Genomic DNA, 18,278 nt, shown 5'->3' with positions numbered 1-18,278 from the left:
GCGCCAAGGATTGCGATCCCAGGCATGTGGGCCAACAGTGTTAGCGGTCTGAGATTCTCCGGCAACACGGTGGCCACCGCGGTCCTGAGCTCGGTTGTTCGTGCGGGCGGTGAACCTGTCGTCTTATTTGAACAGTCCAACCTCACGCCGCAAGAGCGCTTGGTTGGCTTCGATGGGGTGTTGGTGCCGGGTGGCAATGACATCCAACCGTCGCTGTATGGGCAACCCACCGGACCGGAAACCAAGGTCGCGGAAAGCGCAGGTCAAGACGAATTTGAGCGCACTATCCTCCGAGCAGCCATCGAACTTCGTCTTCCGGTTTTAGCGATCTGCCGTGGATTCCAAATGTTCAATGTCATGCATGGTGGGTCGTTGATTCAAGACCTACCAGCTCGACACGAGATTCACCGCAACGATCATCATGATGTCGACGTTGTATCGGACTCGAGGCTTGCATCGGTTTTGGGTGGGGTAGAGCAGATTCGTGTGTCGTCCTATCACCATCAGGCGGTAGAGCGTCTGGGCTTCGGCTTGCGGGCAGTGGCCACGGCTGAAGATGGCATCGTTGAAGCTATTGAACCAGTAGACCCGGCAATTCCCGTGGTGGCCGTGCAATGGCACCCGGAGGACACCGCGGCCACGGAATCTCAACAACAGGGACTCTTTGACTGGCTGATCGAAACGGCGGCGGTGCCCGCGTCAGAAGCACGTGTCTGATTTTTCATGATGTTTAGAGGGATCCGCCAGTCTCCTGGCGGATCCTGTGCACGACACCGTCATGTACAGGTGAGGTGTTGAGTAGAGAGGCTTGGATGTACCAAGTAAAAAATCCTGCCACTGGTGAGGTGGAGGCTACGTATCCAGAAATGACTGATGACCAAGTCGCAGCAGCCGTTGAGCGTGTTGAGCGGGGCTATCAGGCCTGGACCCAGTGCCCCCTGGCCACCCGGAAAGCTATCATCTTACGAGCGGCTGATCTCTTTGAGGAACGCAAAGATGAGCTCGCCCGGATTATCGCCCGCGAGATGGGAAAACCTGTCGGCCAGGGGCTTGGTGAAATTGAAACGTCCCGGGACATTTTCCGTTACTACGCCAACAACGCCGAAGAGCTGCTGGCAAGCGAAGAAATGGATATTGAAGGTGGACGGGCGCTCTTGCAGAAAAAGCCCATCGGTCCACTGGTCGGGATCATGCCGTGGAACTTTCCCTATTATCAGGTAGCCCGTTTTGCAGCACCCAACCTGATCCTGGGCAATACGATCTTGCTCAAGCACGCGCGCAACTGTCCGGAATCAGCAGCCGCTATTGAGGAACTGCTCCTGGATGCTGGGCTGCCAGCAGATGCCTACATTAATATGTATGCCTCCAACCAACAAATGGCCAAGGTCATCGCTGACCCTCGCATTGCCGGGGTCTCACTAACCGGTAGTGAACGAGCCGGGGTAGCTGTCGGCGCTAACGCCGGTGAACACCTGAAACCAGTGGTTCTGGAACTGGGCGGGTCTGATCCGCTGTTGCTCCTCGATACCCAGGACGTTGGCAACATCGCCCGACAGATTGCACACATCCGGCTCCGGAACGCAGGCCAGGCGTGCAATTCTCCGAAGCGACTGATTGTCATGGACGAATACTACGATGAGTTCGTTGAGACGCTCGTAGAAGAGTTCAAGAACGCCAAAGTCGGTTCGCCGATCGATCCTGAAAGCGACGTCGGGCCACTGTCCTCAGAACAAGCACTCGAAGAACTGCTTGAACAAGTCAGCGACACCGTCGCCGCCGGAGCGACCCTGCATGTCGGTGGTACACGCATGGGGGACAGCGGAGCATTCTTCAGCCCGGCGGTCCTCACTGACGTGCAACCTGGCATGCGTGCGTACTACGAAGAACTGTTTGGACCGGTAGCAGTTGTCTACCGCGTTGACAGCGTGGAGGAAGCGATTCGACTCGCAAACGATTCACCATTTGGTCTTGGATCCAGCATTTACACTGATGATCCAGAAGCTGCACTTGACGTAGCGGATCAGATTGAAACCGGTATGGTCTTCTACAATGAAGCAGGAGGCTCCCAACCGGATCTGCCATTTGGCGGGGTGAAACGTTCGGGTATCGGACGTGAACTCGGACCGTTAGGAATCGAAGAATTTATGAATAAGAAGGTTGTTCGGTTCTAACCCCAGACACTCTCGGTAGTCGGCAATGGCGCTGCTACCGGGAGTGTTTTGTTTAACGACTTCTCAGCTTTCAGAATCTCGGCCATTTGATCTCCTGCTGCGCTAAAACCAACGGTTGCATAACGCGCTGGCGGGTAGCCTCGGAGCAGTTATGTCCTAGAAAAATGCGGTGACAAAAACCACAGAATGCTGGGCGCACAGGTAGGAATTATCTTCTCTACGACGACGTTCCACTAGTACTTGCGGCATCGCGGCAGGTATTCTGAAACACCAATTTAATCGTCAAGTTTTTTCAGACCATAAGGAGGCCATATTGACTCATGACATCCACCCCGGATTTTCCGTTCGCTATTTCCAGCAGGAACAAGACTTTGAAGACGATGGCCGTCCCGTCGTCGGCGTCGTCGTGGCCTTATGGTCACCTAAATTGAGTTACGTCACGGCCCAATTCATCCACGACCTCACAATGCAAGCCGTCAACACCATCCGAGAGTTGGGCGGCCGGCCGCTGGTCGTCGATAGTTCTGCCCCGACGTTGCAGCAGCGTGGTACGAGCTGGCAGGACGACGTCGATGCTTTCGTCTTTCTGGGCGGCGCAGACGTCCACCCGGGCTTCTATTCCAACGTCGATCTCGCAGAAGAAATCCCGTGGATCGATGCCAAAGCGGATAAGTTCTGCCTTGATTCCATTGGCCGGGCCGTGCATGAGGATCGGCCGGTGCTCGGTATTTGTCGTGGATCCCAGCTGCTCAACGTTTCTCAGGGCGGCACGCTGGTGAACCATATTGATGGTCACCGAGTCGATCTGGGCGACGGCAACATGGGATTCATGGACGAGAAGGTCGAGCTGGTGCCCGACTCTCAGATTGCCGAGATTCTGGGCGGGGCGGGAACCATCGGTGTTCGCAGCGCTCACCACCAGACCGTGGAGACCCCGGGTGCTGGGTTGACCGTGTCGGCCTATGCGCACGACAACAGCATCGAGGCGATTGAGCACACCGATAAGCAATGGGTGATTGGACTGCAGTGGCATCCCGAGGAGGCTTCTGCCAATGTGGATCACCGTCGTCATATTTTCCAATCCCTGATCACCCAGGCCAGGGAACAACACCAAGCAGTCAAACAGCCAGCTTTGCAGCGCTAGGCCCCACGGGCGCTTTGCGCAGCAAGGCTTAATATCTAGCCAAAACACCACACTCTGGGGTCGGAACAGCAATCCAACCCCAGAGTGTGGTGTTTAAGGTGTGGCTGAGGTTATGGGTTTTTGATGCCGTTGAAGATCAAATCGATCAGCACGGCAGCGGTTTGTTCCGCACCCGCTGATTTGTCGGCGGCATACCAGTCGACCAGGGAGTTGATCGTACCGAAGACCAGGCGGGCCAAGATTTTTGGGCTCGTGGTGTCACGGACGGATCCTTGCGCCTGCGCCGCACCGATGAGGCTGGCCAGACGGGTCGTCAGGCTACGACGTCGTGCCAGTGCTTCTGCCTCAACCTCCGAGTTTCCGCGCAGGCGCAGCAATAAGGTCACCGAGGGTTGTTTTTCGACCAGGACTTGGACCGCACCGGCGATGACGGCTTCGATTTGGGTTTGGGCCGACCCATCGGTCTGTTCGGCCTCTTCCATGGCGGCTTCCAGGCCATCGAGTGCCTCGTTGAGGGCGCTTTCCAGGATCTCTTCTTTGGTCTTGACGTGGTGGTAGATCGCAGACTTCGAGATGCCTAACTCATCGGCCAACATGCCCATGCTCGTGGCTTCGTACCCGTGGCGGTTGAAGACTTTCACGCACAGATCGACCAGGGTTTGTCGATCGTATCCGGGACGTCCGCGTCGGGCGCGGGTAGTCGAAGAGTGGGTGGTGGTCATTCCAGCTCCTGGGTGGCAGGGGACGCGGTGTGCACGTCGAAAATGGTGAGCCCCGAGGGTTAGCTCAGCTCGCGAAGGTCGTAGATGCGACGCAGCTTGCCTGACGAGCGGGCCAGGGTGTTGGGCTCAGCGATCTCGATCTTACAGGAGCAGCCGATGCGGGTTTTGATCTGGGTCAACAGGGCCCGACCGCCGGCTTCGGCCTCTTGGCGGCTGGCGGTTTCGCGACGTTCGATCTTGATGGTCAGTTCATCCATGCGGTGTGGACGAGTGATCTCCAAGGTGAAGTGCGGTGACAGGGTGTCGACCTCTAAGGCCAGTTCTTCGATCTGGGTTGGGAAGATGTTGACGCCGCGCAGGATGATCATGTCGTCGGAACGACCGGTAATGCGGTTCATGCGACGGTGACCCGGGCGTGCGGTGCCTTCGGAAAGGCTGGTCAAATCGTGGGTGCGGAAGCGAATAATCGGCAGGGCTTCGCGGGTCAGGGTGGTGAAGACCAATTCGCCGGATTCGTCGTTGCCGAGCACATCTCCGCTGATCGGATCGACGATTTCTGGGCGGAAGTGATCTTCCCAAATGTGGCAACCGTCTTGAGTGTCAACGGCTTCACCGGCAACGCCGGGGCCCATGAGTTCGGAGAGGCCGTAGATATCGCACGCTTTGAGGCCGTAGAGTTCTTCGATCTCTTTACGCATGCCTTCGGTCCATGGTTCGGCACCTAGGACGGCGACCTTCAGTGAGGTCTCGCGCGGGTTGATGCCGGCCTTGGTGAAACCGTCGGCCAGGGCCAGCAGGTAGGTCGGGGTGCACATGATGACTTCCGGTTGGAAGTCGGTGATCATCTGAACTTGTTTGTCGGTTTGGCCGCCAGACATTGGAATGACCGCACAGCCAAGACGTTCAGCACCGTAGTGGGCGCCCAGGCCACCGGTGAACAGGCCGTAGCCATAAGCGTTGTGCACCTTATACCCGGCTTTGACACCGGCTGCGCGCATGGAGCGGGCGACCAGCGAAGCCCACATCTCGATGTCGTTTTCGGTGTAGGCAACCACGGTGGGCTGGCCGGTGGTACCGGATGATGCGTGAATACGGCGGATCTCGTCCATGGGCACGGCCAGTGCTTTGAATGGATAGTTCGCGCGTAGGAATTCTTTGTCGATATAGGGGAAGAGCTGTAGATCTTCGAGTTTTTGGAAATCCTTGGGATGCACACCGTGCTCGTCGTACAGTTCCTTATAGGCCGGAACATTATTGTAGGCGTGGTGCAGCGTCCAGCGCAGACGTTCGAACTGCAGCTTTTCGATTTCTTGTCGGCTGTAGAGTTCCTCGGGGTCTAGCTGGTTGCGATCTGCCGGTGGCGCAGGCGGGGTCCATGGCTGGGGAATCTCGGAAGCGATGGGTGCGACACTGTTGCTCGTCATGGGATTGTCCTTTAGTTCTTCTTTGATCTGGAACGTTTATCGGCTGGGGTTGGGGATCGTCCTGGAACGACCGCGGAATTCCGCCACCAGGTTGCCCTGGTCATCAACAACGGTGATGTCGTAGAGACCGGACCTGCCTGTTGAAGCTCTCAGGAACCCGGTTGCCGTCAAGATCGTGCCGATTTGCGGGGATGACACGAAGTTGATGTCGGCGCCCTGCGCCACGGTGATGGTAGAGCCGTCACCATCTGGGTTGTTACACGTCCACGCGAAGATGGAATCTGCTAGCGCAAAGACCATACCGCCGTGGGCGATATTGAAGCCGTTGAGCATTTCTTCACGGACTTGCATGTGACCTTTGGCGTAGCCGGGCGCGTATTCGGTGATGGTCACACCCAGCCATTCGGAGGTTCGATCGTGGCCCCAGGCAGGGTGATCGTTTGGCCCGAATTTTCCACGACGCACATCCGTTGGGGTGGTTGTGCGGGTGGTGTCCGATACACCAAGTGCGTGTGACATCAGCTGCTCCGACCGTGATCTACCTAATTATTGACTGACCATTCATACGGTAACGATAAGTGTGACGTGCGTCAAATTCTAGACCCTCGGGCTATGGCCTTTCGTGCGCACAGCGTGTAAGGCACTGGTCTTTGGATTGCGATCCACCGCAGGCTTGCGGCTCGGGCGTGGCGCAGGCACCATGGTGGTAGGTGGTGAAGTTGCGTACCTCACGTTGCTCGCCTATACTGACTGAACGTTCGGTATTTCACCGCTTGTGAAGATGCAGAAAACCAGAAGGAAGTCCGTCGCGAGGTGTCTCAAATGTCAACACAGTCAATACACTCCGATGCTCAAGTCGCCGATCTCGACGAGCAGCGGGCAGGTCAGGAGCGCTTTGACCAAATCATCGCTGAAGATTCTCGAATTGAGCCCAGCGACTGGATGCCCGAAGGATACCGCAAGACCCTGGTCCGCCAGATGTCGCAGCACGCTCACTCTGAAATCATCGGTATGCAGCCTGAGGCAAACTGGATCACCCGTGCGCCGTCACTGAAGCGCAAAATGATTCTGATGGCCAAAGTCCAGGACGAAGCCGGTCACGGTCTCTACCTGTACTCGGCCACCGAAACCCTCGGTGTGCCACGCGACGAACTCGTCCGTCAGCTGCTCGACGGCGAAGCCAAATACTCCTCAATCTTCAACTACCCAGCCATGACTTGGGCCGACGTCGGCGCCATAGGCTGGTTGGTTGATGGTGCTGCCATCCAGAACCAGGTTCCGCTGTGTCGCGCCTCCTTTGCGCCATACGGACGCGCGATGGTGAGGATTTGTAAAGAGGAGTCCTTCCACCAGCGCCAAGGCTGGGAAATTCTCTACGAACTGTCCAACGGCACCCCAGAACAAAAGGCCATGGCCCAGGATGCGGTCAACCGTTTCTATGGACCCGCCCTGCAGATGTTTGGTCCACCCGACGATGACTCCCCGAACTCTCAGCAGTCAATGGCCTGGAACATCAAGCGCTTCTCCAACGATGAGCTGCGCCAGCGTTTCGTCGACATGATTGTTCCACAAGCTCAAGCCCTTGGCCTGACCCTGCCAGACCCGGACCTGAAGTGGAATGAAGAACGTGGTCACTACGACTTCGGTGAGCTCGACTGGGGCGAATTTATGTCCGTTATTAAGGGCAAAGGCCCCTGCAACGTCCAACGCATGCAACGCCGTCGTGAAGCCCACGAAAATGGCGCTTGGGTCCGCGAGGCCGCATCCGCCTACGCTGCGAAACAGGCGAGTCGTCAACAAGACGCAGCCGATACCCACCTGATTGGAGCCTAAGACCATGTCACAACACAACGTCGACGCCACATGGCCACTGTACGAAGTCTTTGTCCGTTCATCGCGCGGACTATCCCACGTACACGCCGGATCGCTCCACGCCCCGGACGCCACCATGGCACTGCGCAACGCCCGTGACTTATACACGCGCCGCAACGAAGGCACCTCCGTGTGGGTTGTCCCATCCGCAGCGATCGCCAGCTCGGACCCAGATTCTAAGGGCGGGTTCTTTGAATCCCCACAGGGCAAAGCCTTTCGCCACGCGACCTACTACACCAAGTCTGAAGGAGTGAAACACCTATGAGTTTCGCAAGTTCCGACTCAGCAACTCGCCAGTCCGCCGGCGATGCTATTACCCCCGAAGACATTATCGCCGCGGGCGGCAAAGCCCCCGAAGATGTTGCCACCTACGCCCTGTACCTGGGTGACGACGCGCTGATGCTCGCCCAGCGACTAGGCTACTGGATCTCGCGTGCCCCAGAAATGGAAGAAGATGTCGCGCTGGCCAACATTGCCCAAGACCAGTTGGGTCATGCACGGTTTTTGCTGTCCTATGCGGGGTCTGCCTGGGGCAAGACCGAAGACGATCTGGCCTACTTCCGTGATGCCAACGACTTCCGCTCGTGCCGTTTAGTGGAGCAAGAAAACGGCGACTTCGGACAAACCATCGCCCGCCAGCTGATCTTTGCCACCTACCAGTACGAACTCTTCTCGCGCCTGGTCGAATCCCAAGACGAAACGATTGCCGCGGTGGCCGCCAAGGCGCTCAAAGAAGTCATGTACCACCTCGACCACGCCGCCCAGTGGACCCTGCGTCTCGGCGACGGCACCGAGGAATCGCATCGACGCATGCAAGAAGGCCTCTACTACATGTGGCCCTACGTCGAAGAGCTCTTTGCCGACGACGACCTCCTGCGCGACCTGGCCGAACGCGGCATCGCTGTGCTGCCCTCAACCCTGCGCGAGTCCTTTGACCAGCGAATCCAACCCATCATCGAACAAGCAACGCTTGAGCTCCCCAATGTCACCGGTGCCTACGGTGGCGACCGTCTGGGCCGCTTCTCCGAACACCGCAGCCACATCCTGGGGGAGATGCAAGTGCTTGCACGTCAATTCCCAGGAGCAACGTGGTAATGACTGCCGCATCTGCAACACTACGACCAACCGATACGGTGGGTCAGGAACTCTGGGACGCCGTCCGCAATGTTCCTGATCCAGAAGTCCCGGTCCTGACCATCGAAGACCTCGGCATTTTGCGCGGCGTCGAACTGGTTGACGGCAAGGCCGTGGTCACCATTACGCCAACCTACTCGGGCTGCCCGGCAATGGAAACCATCTCCCGAGACGTCATCCAGGCACTGGCTGGTGCAGGCTACCAGGATTCAGCAGTCAATCTGGTACTGACCCCGGCCTGGACCACCGACTGGATGTCGGACGACGGCAAACGCAAACTCGAAGAATATGGCATCGCACCGCCCAGTGGAAAAGCCGCGGTCAACGGGCCCATCATGATCCAGATGGCCGTCAAATGCCCGCAGTGCCACTCCCTGAACACCCGCGAAGTCACTCGATTCGGCTCCACCGCCTGCAAGGCTCTGTACACCTGCAACGATTGTTTGGAACCATTCGACTACTTCAAAGTCCACTAAGGAACTCGCTGTAATGACTGAAACCTTGAAGGCACCCGCACGGCGACGCGCACGGTTTAATGCCCTGACCGTCTCCGAGATCCGCCAGCTGACCGACGACGCCATTGAAGTCGCCTTTGGTATTCCAGAAGAACTCCAAGACGACTACAACTACGTGCCCGGCCAGTACGTGGCACTGCGCGCGACGATCGACGGCGAAGAACTCCGCCGCTCCTATTCCATCTGTGCCGAACCCGTACCCGGCGAAATCCGGGTTGCGATCAAACGCGACTTCGGTGGCCTCTTCTCCACCTGGGCACACGAAACCCTAACCGTGGGCGACACGATCAACGTGATGAACCCGCAAGGTTCCTTCACCTCGCGCATGCACTCCACCGCGCTGAACGACCCCGAAGCCATCGTAGAAGCACACGAAACCCAGGGCGGACACTTCGTGGCCATCGCCGCAGGCTCCGGCATCACCCCGATCATGTCGATCGTGGCGACCGTGCTCAGATCCACCGACAACACCACGATTGATCTGATCTACGCCAACCGGTCAGCCATGGACGTCATGTTCGCCGAAGAACTCGGGGACCTCAAGGACAAATACCCGGCCCGCCTGTCGATCCACCACGTACTATCCCGCGAGCAACGCGTCTCACCGCTGATGTCCGGGCGCATCGATGAAGAAAAACTTGACGAGCTGCTCACCAACATCATCCCGGTGGACGACACCGTTGAATGGTTTTTGTGCGGCCCATTCGAATTGGTCCAGATGACCCGCGACAAACTCAAAGAACGCAGCGTAGTTGAAGACGCCGTCCGCTATGAACTCTTTACCACCGGGGATCCCTCAGATGGGCCTCGCGGTCAACGCGGCCGCCCGGTTGATGTGGACCCGAGAGGCAAGAACCGGACCATCGAGTTCTCACTGGACGGCCTGTCGTCGTCGGTAGAAACTCCTGTGGCGGCCAACGAATCCGTGCTCAATGCAGCACTGCGCGTGCGTCCAGAAACCCCGTTTGCCTGCGCCGGTGGGGTCTGCGGAACCTGTCGCGCCAAGGTTGTGACCGGTACGTTTGAGATGGATGAAAACTACGCGCTGGAAGCCGACGAAGTCGAAGCCGGCTACGTGCTGACCTGTCAGACCAGACCAACCTCTGACACCCTGACCGTCGACTACGATGCCTAGGACGCCCATGATCACCCTTGAAATTACCGACAATATTGCCGAAGTCACCCTCAACGCGCCCGAGAAAATGAACGCGTTGGATGAGACCGCGATCAAAAACCTCGGCCAGGCCTACACAGACGCCGCCGACGCCGGGGTCCGCGCGCTGTTGCTGCGCGGTGAAGGCCGTGGTTTTAGCGCCGGACGCGACATTTCCAACGTCGATCCCGCCGTGGACGACGCCTACGAATACCTGTCCAATCTGGTCACCCCGGTGTTGCGCCAGATGGCCGAGTTCCCGGCACCCACCTTTGCCGCCGTCCAAGGCGCCTGCCTGGGCGTTGGCCTGGGCCTGGCCATTGCCACCGACGTCGTCTATGTTGCCGAAAATGCCAAGATCGGCTCGCCGTTTGCTAACCTGGGCGCCACCCTGGACTCGGGCGGCCACGCACTGTTCACCGAACGCCTCGGCGCTCACCGCACCCTGGATCTGATCTACACCGCAGACCTGATGTCGGGCAAAGAAGCCGTTGAACAAGGACTGTTCTCACGTTGGCTACCGGCCGAGCAGCTGCTGGACTTCACTCGTGAAAAAGTTGCCAAGGCCGCCCAGGGTGCCACCGGTGCCTTCCTGGCCTCGCGCGAGTTGGTCGCCCAAATCCGTGACCAGCGCATCGGCCTGTGGGAATCGGTAGAGCAAGAAAACATTGCCCAGGGCAACCTGTGCTCGAGCGCCGACTATGCCGAAGGATTCGCCGCGTTTCAAGAAAAACGCAAACCAAATTTCACCGGCGTTCTCATCAAAGGTTCCTAACGGATTAGTTCAGAACCTAGCCAGCGCCAATACCGGTTTGTCATGAGTCGTCGCAACCCATTGACCGGGGCACAGCAGCGTGCCAAAGTATGCTGCGTTGAAATATTTTACAAAGGAGCCACGTGGTAGCAGAAGCATTCTTAGTCTCGGGGAAACGCACCCCGGTGGGCCGGCACTCCGGAGCCCTGAGTTCCGTACGCCCCGACGACCTAGCCGCAACGGCCATCAAAGCCGTTCTGGAAGACACCGGGATTGATCCGGCCGACGTCGATGAGGTCCTGCTGGGCAACGCAAACGGTGCCGGTGAAGAAAACCGCAACGTGGCGCGCATGGCCTGGCTGCTGGCCGGTGGCGACCAATCGGTACCCGCGATGACAGTGAACCGGCTGTGTGCTTCGGGCATGTCGGCGATTGAAACCGCTTCGCGCATGATCGCTACCGGGGACGCCGATATTGTGATCGCCGGCGGGGTCGAATCCATGTCGCGTGCTCCCTGGGTGTTGGAAAAACCAACCCGCGCATTCGGTCAACCCGGCCAGATGTTCGACTCGGCCCTGGGCTGGCGCTTCGTCAACCCGCGCTTTGAACACGGCGATCTGTCGCGCGATGGCAAAATGACCTATTCGATGACCGAAACCGCCCAAGAAGTCGCCAACGTCGATGGCATCACCCGTCAAGAGGCTGACGAGTTCGCGGTCGCCTCCCAAGCCAAGGCCGTCGCCGCGCAACAGGCCGGCTGCTTCGACAACGAAATTGTGCCGGTGGAAATCACTGACCGCAAGGGCAATGTCACCGTCGTGAACACCGATGAGGGCCCACGCCCCGGCACTACGGTTGAGGCTCTGGCCAAGCTCCGCCCGGTCACCGGCCTCGGCGATGTGGTGACCGCAGGCAACTCCTCCAGCCTCAACGACGGAGCGTCTGCCATTATTGTGGCTTCGCAAAAAGCCATCGATAAATACAACCTCACCCCGCGCGCTCGCGTGGTTGCCGGTGGTTCCGCCGGCCTCGCCCCAGAAGTCATGGGCCTAGGGCCGGTGCCTGCCACCGAAAAAGTCCTGGCCAAAGCCGGCTGGACCGTCGATGACCTGGACGCCGCCGAAATCAATGAGGCGTTTGCAACCCAGTCGCTGGCCTCAATCCGCCGCCTGGGCCTGAACCCCGACATCGTCAACACCTGGGGCGGGGCCATTGCCCTGGGCCACCCGCTGGGCTCCTCCGGATCCCGCATCGTCATCACCCTGCTGTCCCGCATGGAAGCCGCCCAACAATCCCGCGGCCTGGCCACCATGTGCATCGGCGTCGGTCAGGGTGCCGCCATGCTGATCGAACGCGTCTAACACCACTAAGATTTCAGGAGCACCATGACGAATACCCTTCCAACCACCGTTGGCGTGCTGGGCGGCGGCCGCATGGGCGCCGGCATCGCCCACGCCTTCCTGACCTCCGGTAGCAACGTTGTTGTTGTAGAACGTGACGACGACGCCGCGGCTGCAGCCCGCGAGCGAGTCCTGCGCGACGTCACCGGCTCCGTGGAACGCGGCAAAGTCCAGGGCGGCATTGCTGACTACGAAGCCAAACTCACCGTGACCACCCAACAGGAAGCCTTCGCCGACGCCGGTCTGGTCATCGAGGCCGTCCCGGAAGACTTCAAGCTGAAAGTCTCTGCGTTGCAGTCGGTTGAACAGCATCTGCCCGACGACGCGTACCTGGCCACCAACACCTCATCGATGTCGGTGGACGGGCTGGCCGAACAGCTCAACCGTCCACATAACTTCTGTGGCCTACACTTCTTCAATCCGGTGCCGGCTTCGAAACTTGTGGAGGTCGTCGTTGGAAAACAGACTTCCGATGAGCTCAAAGCCCTGACGACACAATGGACCGAGGGCATCGGCAAGACCGCGGTGACCGTCACCGATGCGCCCGGCTTTGCCTCCTCGCGACTGGGTGTGGCCCTTGGTCTAGAAGCCATCCGCATGGTCGAAGAAGGCGTTGCGTCGGCCCAAGACATCGACAACGCGATGGTCCTGGGCTATAAACACCCGATTGGTCCGCTGGCGCTGACCGATATTGTGGGCCTGGATGTGCGGTTGGGCATTGCCGAATACCTGGAAGATAAGCTTGGTTCGCGCTTTGCGCCACCTCAGCTGATGCGTGACATGGTTGAACGCGGCGAGTTGGGCCGCAAGTCTGGAAAAGGTTTCTACACTTACGACGGCTAAATCCCAGGTCGCCCGGTAAGGGACAGAAAATTCAAAGCGCTGCTAATGAGAAAATTGCAACAGATTTTCTCATTAGCAGCGCTTTATGTTTCACCACATCCTGGTTTGACTGCGGCGTCTATAACTAACTCAGCGTTTATTCTGCGTGTAGTCGTTCTGTAGTCGTGCCTGAGATAGGCTGGCACTACGGTGCAAAACATATGTGGATCATCATTTTGATCCATCGTGGGCCCGTCCGATCGTACTGGGATGCTAACGGCCGGGAATCAAACGGCTCTGACCGACGTCGTGATGCATGGATATTGAACGCAGAGTCCGAGCTATTCAACTAGAGCCTGACGCGGTAAAAGATCTGCCGCTGCCAGATGATGCTGTGGGAGAGCCTCGCGGCAGATCCGTTGTGAGGTCGGTTCGATTACCTGAAGCTGAATATGCGGAAATAGAACAATTGGCTCAGCAGTTGGACGTGCCGGTCAGCGCGCTGATGCGCGGTTGGGTGTTGCAAGGCTTGGCCGAAGAACACGACCTGTCTTTGCGGGGAGCCATTGAACGCGTACTGGGTGAGGCCGATCGATTACGCAGAATTGCTCGCCAAGATGATGTGGCCCAAAACTGATATCGTCAGCCTAGGCACGCACCTTGGAACTTCCGAGTACCGAACTTCGGTCGGAGATACACTTCGCGACGCAGTCGTTATGAATTCGCGATGGAATCGCGTTGCTGTTCTTTGGTTTCCTGCAACCAGGTGATTGCACCAGCACCTATGGCCATAACGATGCGCGGGTAGGGAACCTTGAGCCGCCGCAGCCCGCGTTCAAGCTTCTCATCAGCCCAGAAAACGGCCGCTGTTACAGCAAATAGTACCGCTCCAGTGCCCACACCAACGGCAATTATCGCAAGAGTTTTCGGCGATCCTACCAGCTGGTCGGACTGTGATTGGCGTTGTTGGGCTGATTGCTCTGCAACAGATTCTGGCTGAGAGGTGCCCGTGCCTTTCAAAAAATTACCGCGTGCGGCCGGATTCACGCTCAGATAGCTGCCCGCGATGCCACCAACCAGCGGCGGGGTCCAAAGCAGGCAACGGCGCACCCAACGCGGGTATGCTCGGACCGGAATGAGCGTCAATGCGCCGGTGAGGATTGCTTGTGTCCAGGGATTATGCAGAATTTCTGTATTAGGTCGGTCAGCTGACGAATCGGCATTGGTGACAGAATGCATGCTGCCAGCCTAATCAGCAGCACAACGTCGTGTCTACCAAAGTAAACCCCATCTCCGCATGTCAACTGCGAGAAACAGTGTGTATTGCCGCGATGCAAACTGCAGTTGGCCGCCGTCATGATTTTTTGAATTGCTTGAAGCATTGAGTCTGCGCGTAGGGATTTGTACGCTACCAATCAGTAGATATGAATCTGAACGGACGGTAGACGTGTTGGCACCACAATCTTTCCAGGGCATTTACACTGCCTTTCTTGACCGCGCTGAACAACACCCCGATAAGCCCGCATTTGAACTCAAAGACGGGAGGCATATTACCTACCACGATCTACTCACCGATGCACAACGCATCGCACACCTGTTGACTCGAGCTGGTGTGCAACCAGGAGATCGAGTTGCCTGTCAAGTCAAGAAATCTGTGCGTGCGGTCGCCGCGTATCTTGCTGTTCTACAAATCGGTGGCATCTATCTGCCACTGAATACCGCGTATACCGGAACCGAGCTGCAATACTTTCTGGACGATGCCGAGCCCACAGCAGTGGTGGTGGACCCAGCCAATGCCGTGGCAGTACGGGACATGACTTCCGACGTCGCAATTTTTACCCTCGATGCACAAGGCAGTGGCACCCTGAGCGCGTGTGAAACCCGGTTGACCACCTTTGCTCCTGCGACAGCCGAGGATCCTGCAGCCATTCTCTATACGTCCGGGACCACCGGGCGTTCCAAGGGTGCGGTACTGACCCACGGGAACTTGGCGTCCAACTGTCATGCGCTGCTGGAAGCATGGGAGTTTACCGGTGAAGATCGGCTGATCCACGCGCTACCGATCTTTCATATTCACGGGTTATTTGTGGCGATCAATATGAGCTTGGCGGCCGGGGCCACGATGTTGTGGATGGATGGTTTCGACGTCGATGGCATAGTTGATCGCATGTCGACCGCAACGGTGCTGATGGGAGTGCCTACCTTCTATACTCGGATGCTGGCTTCTGAACGACTCACCCGAGATGCCGTACAGAACATGCGGTTATTTGTCTCGGGTTCGGCGCCGTTGCTGACCGCTGATTTTGAGGTATTTTATGAGCGCACCGGGCATTACATTCTGGAGCGCTACGGCATGACCGAAACCGGGATGAACACGACGAACCCGTATCACGGTGAGCGTCGACCAGGCAGCGTTGGGCAACCATTGCCGGGCATCGAAGCCATAGTGGCTGACCCGAAGACCGGGGAGGAAATGCCCGCCGGGCAGATCGGGTCGATTGAGGTTCGCGGGCCCAATGTCTTTGACCGGTACTGGCGCAATCCAGACAAGACCCGCGAGGAGAAACGCGACAACGGATTCTTTATCACTGGCGACCAAGGGTATTACGACACCGACGGCTACCTGCACATTTCGGGTCGTTCCAAGGACATGATCATTTCGGGCGGCTATAACGTCTACCCCAAGGAAGTGGAACAGCTGCTGGACGACCACCCGTTGATTGCAGAGTCGGCTGTCATTGGCATCCCACACGCTGACCTGGGGGAGAGTGTGGTGGCCGTACTTGTTGCTGCCAACGGTCAGGTCCCAAGTGATGCTGAGCTGACCGGCATGCTGGCCGATCAGCTGGCACGCTATAAACAACCGCGTGCCTACCGGGTGATCACAGAACTGCCACGCAATGTGATGGGCAAAGTGCAAAAGGCCCAGCTGCGCGAAGAGTTCGCAGACATTTTCACGTTCTAGAAAGGCTCAGGTCCGGCAGACCGACATCGCCACGTGAGTGGAACTTCCCGTGCTAGGGCGTGCTCACTGATCGATCAAGTGCGTCTTATCCGGCAGTGGCACTTCCGCGGGACCCCGGATGACTGAACCATCCGGCGTGAACCTCGAACCGTGGCAGGGACAGGCCCACTGGGAATCCGGGGCGTTCCAGAGCACGATGCCGCCGGCGTGGGTGCACACCGCCGAGACGGCGTCCAGCTGTCCGTCGTCGTCCTTATGCACGGCCAGTTGCTCTCCACCACTGCGGACCACGGCCGCCTCACCCGGGGCCAGCCCCGTGATGATCTCGTTCGCGTCGCGGTCGGTGCCGCTGCTGGTGCGCGCAGAGATTAATGCGCTGTCGATAGCGGGAAGCTCGCGAGACGGGTTGAAGATATCGCGGTATTGGCTGGTGACTTGGCCGCCGGTGATGAGATCACGGAGGATGGCTCCGGTGACGCCGGCACTTGTCAGTCCCCAGCCACCAAAGCCCGTGGCGATATAGAGTCCGTCGTCGGCCAGTTGTCCGATGAGCGGGATACCGTCGGCGGTTGAGTAGTCCTGGGTCGTCCACCGGTATTCGACTTCGCCGACGTTGAAGTGTTCGCGTGCCCAAGTCTCAAGGTCGTCATACGGTTCGGCCCCGGTATTGGGATCCTCAACGTATGAGCCGCCACCAACCTGCAGCAGCTGGCCTTCGGCGCGCTCGATGGTGCGTATGGAGCGCATCGGGCGCTCGTAGGAGATCAGTACACCCCCGGGACCGGTAGCGCCGCGCAGCAGCGGCAGGGCGACCACAAATCCTTGATGACAATACATCCGCTCCCACAAATCGTCGCCTACACCGGCCGTGGGGGTCAGGGCGGCTACGACGACGTTATCCGCGTGCACTTGGCCCTCTTTGGTGCTGACGGTCCAGTGGGTGTCGAAGTTGATGTCTTTGGCTCTACTGGATTCGAAGATCTGCACCCCGCGCTCAGCCAGCGCAGACGCAATCGGGACGAGGAGCCGTCGTGGATGGATCTGGGCCTGGTCGGTGAATCGCACGGCACCGACCGTCTCGAATAGGACTGGAACGTCGGTAGTGAAGGATGCTGGAAGCCCTGCGTCGGCTGCGGCCTGGGCTTCGGCGTGCAGCGCCACGATACTGTTAGGGTCTGTGCCGTAAATGTAGGCATCGCGGGCCTGGATGGCGTCGTCGATCTGCAACTGACCTGCGATATCGCGGATGCGTTGCAGTGCATCCTGGTTCGCCCGGGCATAGCTGCGTGCGACGTCGGCGCCCTGTTCTTGTGTTAGGCGTAGGTAGCGGGTTCCGTGCTGCGAGGTGAGTTTCGCCGTGGTGTAACCGGTGACGGATGAGGCTATGCGCCCACCTTCTAGAATTGCCACGCGCAGACCGGCCTCGGAGAGTTCAAACGCGCTCAGCAGACCGGCGATACCTCCGCCAACAATGCAAACATCGACGCGTATCTCGCTTTGTAGTGCAGGATAGGAGGTAGGCGGTACCGAGTCCATCCAGTATGAGTTTCCGGCTTTTAGCGGGCTCATGGCACGCCCTTTCCGTCAAACTTTCACGACAGTGAGCCAATAGTAGCACCGAGCATTCATAGGGCCCAGGGGTCTGGAAGTTTGTGGAACTTGGGGTGGCGTCTCACCAATGGGTGAGGGCGGTCAGTTCACCGGCTTGCTTCATTCATTTGTAGGATGATTCGGATTGCCGTTCTTTATCTTGTCCGGAATTCGCGAATACTGTGTACGCTTCAACAAGCTCAGCACAGAGCATTGATGCTTTCATTCAAGTGAGGGCTCGTGGCCTCGTTGGTTTTGGTGAGGTGGTCCAGGCTCTCGTGCCTAACTCAGGTCCAGCAGATCGCGCAACTGTTGGAAGGCTTCGGGGACCACACTGTAGTGCGCCCATCTGCCACGTTGTTCTCGGGTAATCAACCCAGCGTCGACGAGCTTTTTCATGTGATGACTCACGGTGGGCTGGGTGATGCCAAGTTCTTTGGTCAGATCACAGGCGCAGACCTCTTGGCAGCCCTGGGCCGTAATGTGGCTCATCGTAAAAATGAGTGTAGTTGGTGTCTGAATCCGCCGGTGTCGAGCAGTGCTCTGGTGATGTAATGCATGAGGTTACGGAAGCCTAGGGCGGTGCCGCGCAGGTGTTCGATTCTGCCGTTG

The 18,278-nt window shown here is 58.3% G+C and carries 18 protein-coding genes and 1 pseudogene; 13 read left to right on the top strand and 6 right to left on the bottom strand.

The annotated features are described in order from the left end of the window. Nucleotides 1-24: 24 nt before the first annotated feature. The 3 genes from A6F49_RS16970 (at nucleotide 25) to A6F49_RS16960 (ending at nucleotide 3,315) form a co-directional block, all read left to right on the top strand. A complete protein-coding gene (locus tag A6F49_RS16970) occupies nucleotides 25-717 on the top strand; it encodes a gamma-glutamyl-gamma-aminobutyrate hydrolase family protein (RefSeq protein ID WP_235605052.1) in 693 nt (230 codons plus the stop codon). Nucleotides 718-812: 95 nt separating this feature from the next. Next, entirely contained in the window at nucleotides 813-2,171 is a 1,359-nt protein-coding gene (locus A6F49_RS16965) for an NAD-dependent succinate-semialdehyde dehydrogenase (protein WP_043055859.1), read from the top strand. 313 nt (nucleotides 2,172-2,484) lie between these two features. Then, complete coding sequence (locus A6F49_RS16960; RefSeq protein WP_052499993.1) at nucleotides 2,485-3,315, top strand: gamma-glutamyl-gamma-aminobutyrate hydrolase family protein; 831 nt, start codon at nucleotides 2,485-2,487, stop codon at nucleotides 3,313-3,315. Between the two features lie 110 nt (nucleotides 3,316-3,425). Here A6F49_RS16960 and A6F49_RS16955 read toward each other — a convergent pair whose 3' ends face one another. From A6F49_RS16955 to A6F49_RS16945, 3 genes are read right to left on the bottom strand one after another with little or no spacing between them, the layout of a single operon-like run. Beyond that, nucleotides 3,426-4,037, bottom strand: a complete 612-nt coding sequence (locus A6F49_RS16955; protein WP_043055858.1) for a TetR/AcrR family transcriptional regulator — start codon at nucleotides 4,035-4,037, stop codon at nucleotides 3,426-3,428. A gap of 59 nt (nucleotides 4,038-4,096) precedes the next feature. After that, nucleotides 4,097-5,461, bottom strand: a complete 1,365-nt coding sequence (locus A6F49_RS16950) for a phenylacetate--CoA ligase family protein (RefSeq protein WP_043055857.1) — start codon at nucleotides 5,459-5,461, stop codon at nucleotides 4,097-4,099. Nucleotides 5,462-5,497: 36 nt separating this feature from the next. After that, nucleotides 5,498-5,980, bottom strand: a complete 483-nt coding sequence (locus tag A6F49_RS16945; protein WP_082911888.1) for a hotdog fold thioesterase — start codon at nucleotides 5,978-5,980, stop codon at nucleotides 5,498-5,500. A 303-nt stretch (nucleotides 5,981-6,283) separates the two neighbouring features. Between A6F49_RS16945 and paaA the strand changes: the two genes are divergently transcribed. The 9 genes from paaA to A6F49_RS16900 all read left to right on the top strand — a co-directional run bounded on the left by paaA (nucleotide 6,284) and on the right by A6F49_RS16900 (nucleotide 13,748). Continuing rightward, nucleotides 6,284-7,294, top strand: coding sequence for a 1,2-phenylacetyl-CoA epoxidase subunit PaaA (gene paaA / locus A6F49_RS16940; RefSeq protein ID WP_043055856.1), 1,011 nt, complete (start codon nucleotides 6,284-6,286; stop codon nucleotides 7,292-7,294). A gap of 4 nt (nucleotides 7,295-7,298) precedes the next feature. Next, complete coding sequence (paaB, locus tag A6F49_RS16935) at nucleotides 7,299-7,598, top strand: 1,2-phenylacetyl-CoA epoxidase subunit PaaB (RefSeq protein WP_043055855.1); 300 nt, start codon at nucleotides 7,299-7,301, stop codon at nucleotides 7,596-7,598. After that, nucleotides 7,595-8,428: a 1,2-phenylacetyl-CoA epoxidase subunit PaaC gene (paaC, locus tag A6F49_RS16930; protein ID WP_043055854.1), complete on the top strand. Its 834-nt coding sequence runs from the start codon at nucleotides 7,595-7,597 to the stop codon at nucleotides 8,426-8,428. The genes paaB and paaC overlap by 4 nt, the downstream gene beginning before the upstream one ends. Further along, nucleotides 8,428-8,943, top strand: coding sequence for a 1,2-phenylacetyl-CoA epoxidase subunit PaaD (gene paaD / locus A6F49_RS16925; protein WP_043055853.1), 516 nt, complete (start codon nucleotides 8,428-8,430; stop codon nucleotides 8,941-8,943). The genes paaC and paaD overlap by 1 nt, the downstream gene beginning before the upstream one ends. Before the next feature lie 13 nt (nucleotides 8,944-8,956). Next, nucleotides 8,957-10,117 (top strand): 1,2-phenylacetyl-CoA epoxidase subunit PaaE, encoded by a 1,161-nt coding sequence (gene paaE / locus A6F49_RS16920; protein WP_043055852.1) that lies wholly within the window; start codon nucleotides 8,957-8,959, stop codon nucleotides 10,115-10,117. 7 nt (nucleotides 10,118-10,124) lie between these two features. Then, nucleotides 10,125-10,910, top strand: coding sequence for an enoyl-CoA hydratase/isomerase family protein (locus A6F49_RS16915; RefSeq protein WP_043055851.1), 786 nt, complete (start codon nucleotides 10,125-10,127; stop codon nucleotides 10,908-10,910). Between the two features lie 122 nt (nucleotides 10,911-11,032). Beyond that, entirely contained in the window at nucleotides 11,033-12,250 is a 1,218-nt protein-coding gene (locus A6F49_RS16910) for a thiolase family protein (RefSeq protein WP_043055850.1), read from the top strand. Between the two features lie 24 nt (nucleotides 12,251-12,274). Then, on the top strand, nucleotides 12,275-13,132 hold the full coding sequence (locus A6F49_RS16905; protein ID WP_043055849.1) for a 3-hydroxyacyl-CoA dehydrogenase family protein: 858 nt from the start codon (nucleotides 12,275-12,277) through the stop codon (nucleotides 13,130-13,132). A gap of 295 nt (nucleotides 13,133-13,427) precedes the next feature. Next, entirely contained in the window at nucleotides 13,428-13,748 is a 321-nt protein-coding gene (locus tag A6F49_RS16900) for a ribbon-helix-helix protein, CopG family (RefSeq protein WP_043055848.1), read from the top strand. Nucleotides 13,749-13,825: 77 nt separating this feature from the next. On the opposite strand, the gene A6F49_RS16895 is transcribed toward A6F49_RS16900, so the two are convergent. Further along, nucleotides 13,826-14,350, bottom strand: coding sequence for a hypothetical protein (locus A6F49_RS16895; RefSeq protein ID WP_043055847.1), 525 nt, complete (start codon nucleotides 14,348-14,350; stop codon nucleotides 13,826-13,828). A 208-nt stretch (nucleotides 14,351-14,558) separates the two neighbouring features. On the opposite strand from A6F49_RS16895, the gene A6F49_RS16890 reads away from it, so the two are divergent. Continuing rightward, nucleotides 14,559-16,076 (top strand): AMP-binding protein, encoded by a 1,518-nt coding sequence (locus A6F49_RS16890; RefSeq protein ID WP_235605051.1) that lies wholly within the window; start codon nucleotides 14,559-14,561, stop codon nucleotides 16,074-16,076. Nucleotides 16,077-16,139: 63 nt separating this feature from the next. Here the strand turns inward: A6F49_RS16890 and A6F49_RS16885 are convergent, their stop codons facing one another. Further along, nucleotides 16,140-17,645 carry an FAD-dependent oxidoreductase gene (locus A6F49_RS16885; protein WP_067605912.1) on the bottom strand — a complete coding sequence of 502 codons (1,506 nt, stop codon included), beginning with the start codon at nucleotides 17,643-17,645 and terminating at the stop codon, nucleotides 16,140-16,142. Between the two features lie 303 nt (nucleotides 17,646-17,948). Then, nucleotides 17,949-18,155 (bottom strand): annotated as a pseudogene (locus tag A6F49_RS16880) (ArsR/SmtB family transcription factor); the annotation flags it as partial. Nucleotides 18,156-18,278: the final 123 nt, after the last annotated feature.

The organism is Enteractinococcus helveticum (genome assembly GCF_001657475.1).
Classification (GTDB): Bacteria; Actinomycetota; Actinomycetes; order Actinomycetales; family Micrococcaceae; genus Yaniella; species Yaniella helvetica.
This window is presented reverse-complemented; position numbering and strand designations above follow the sequence as displayed.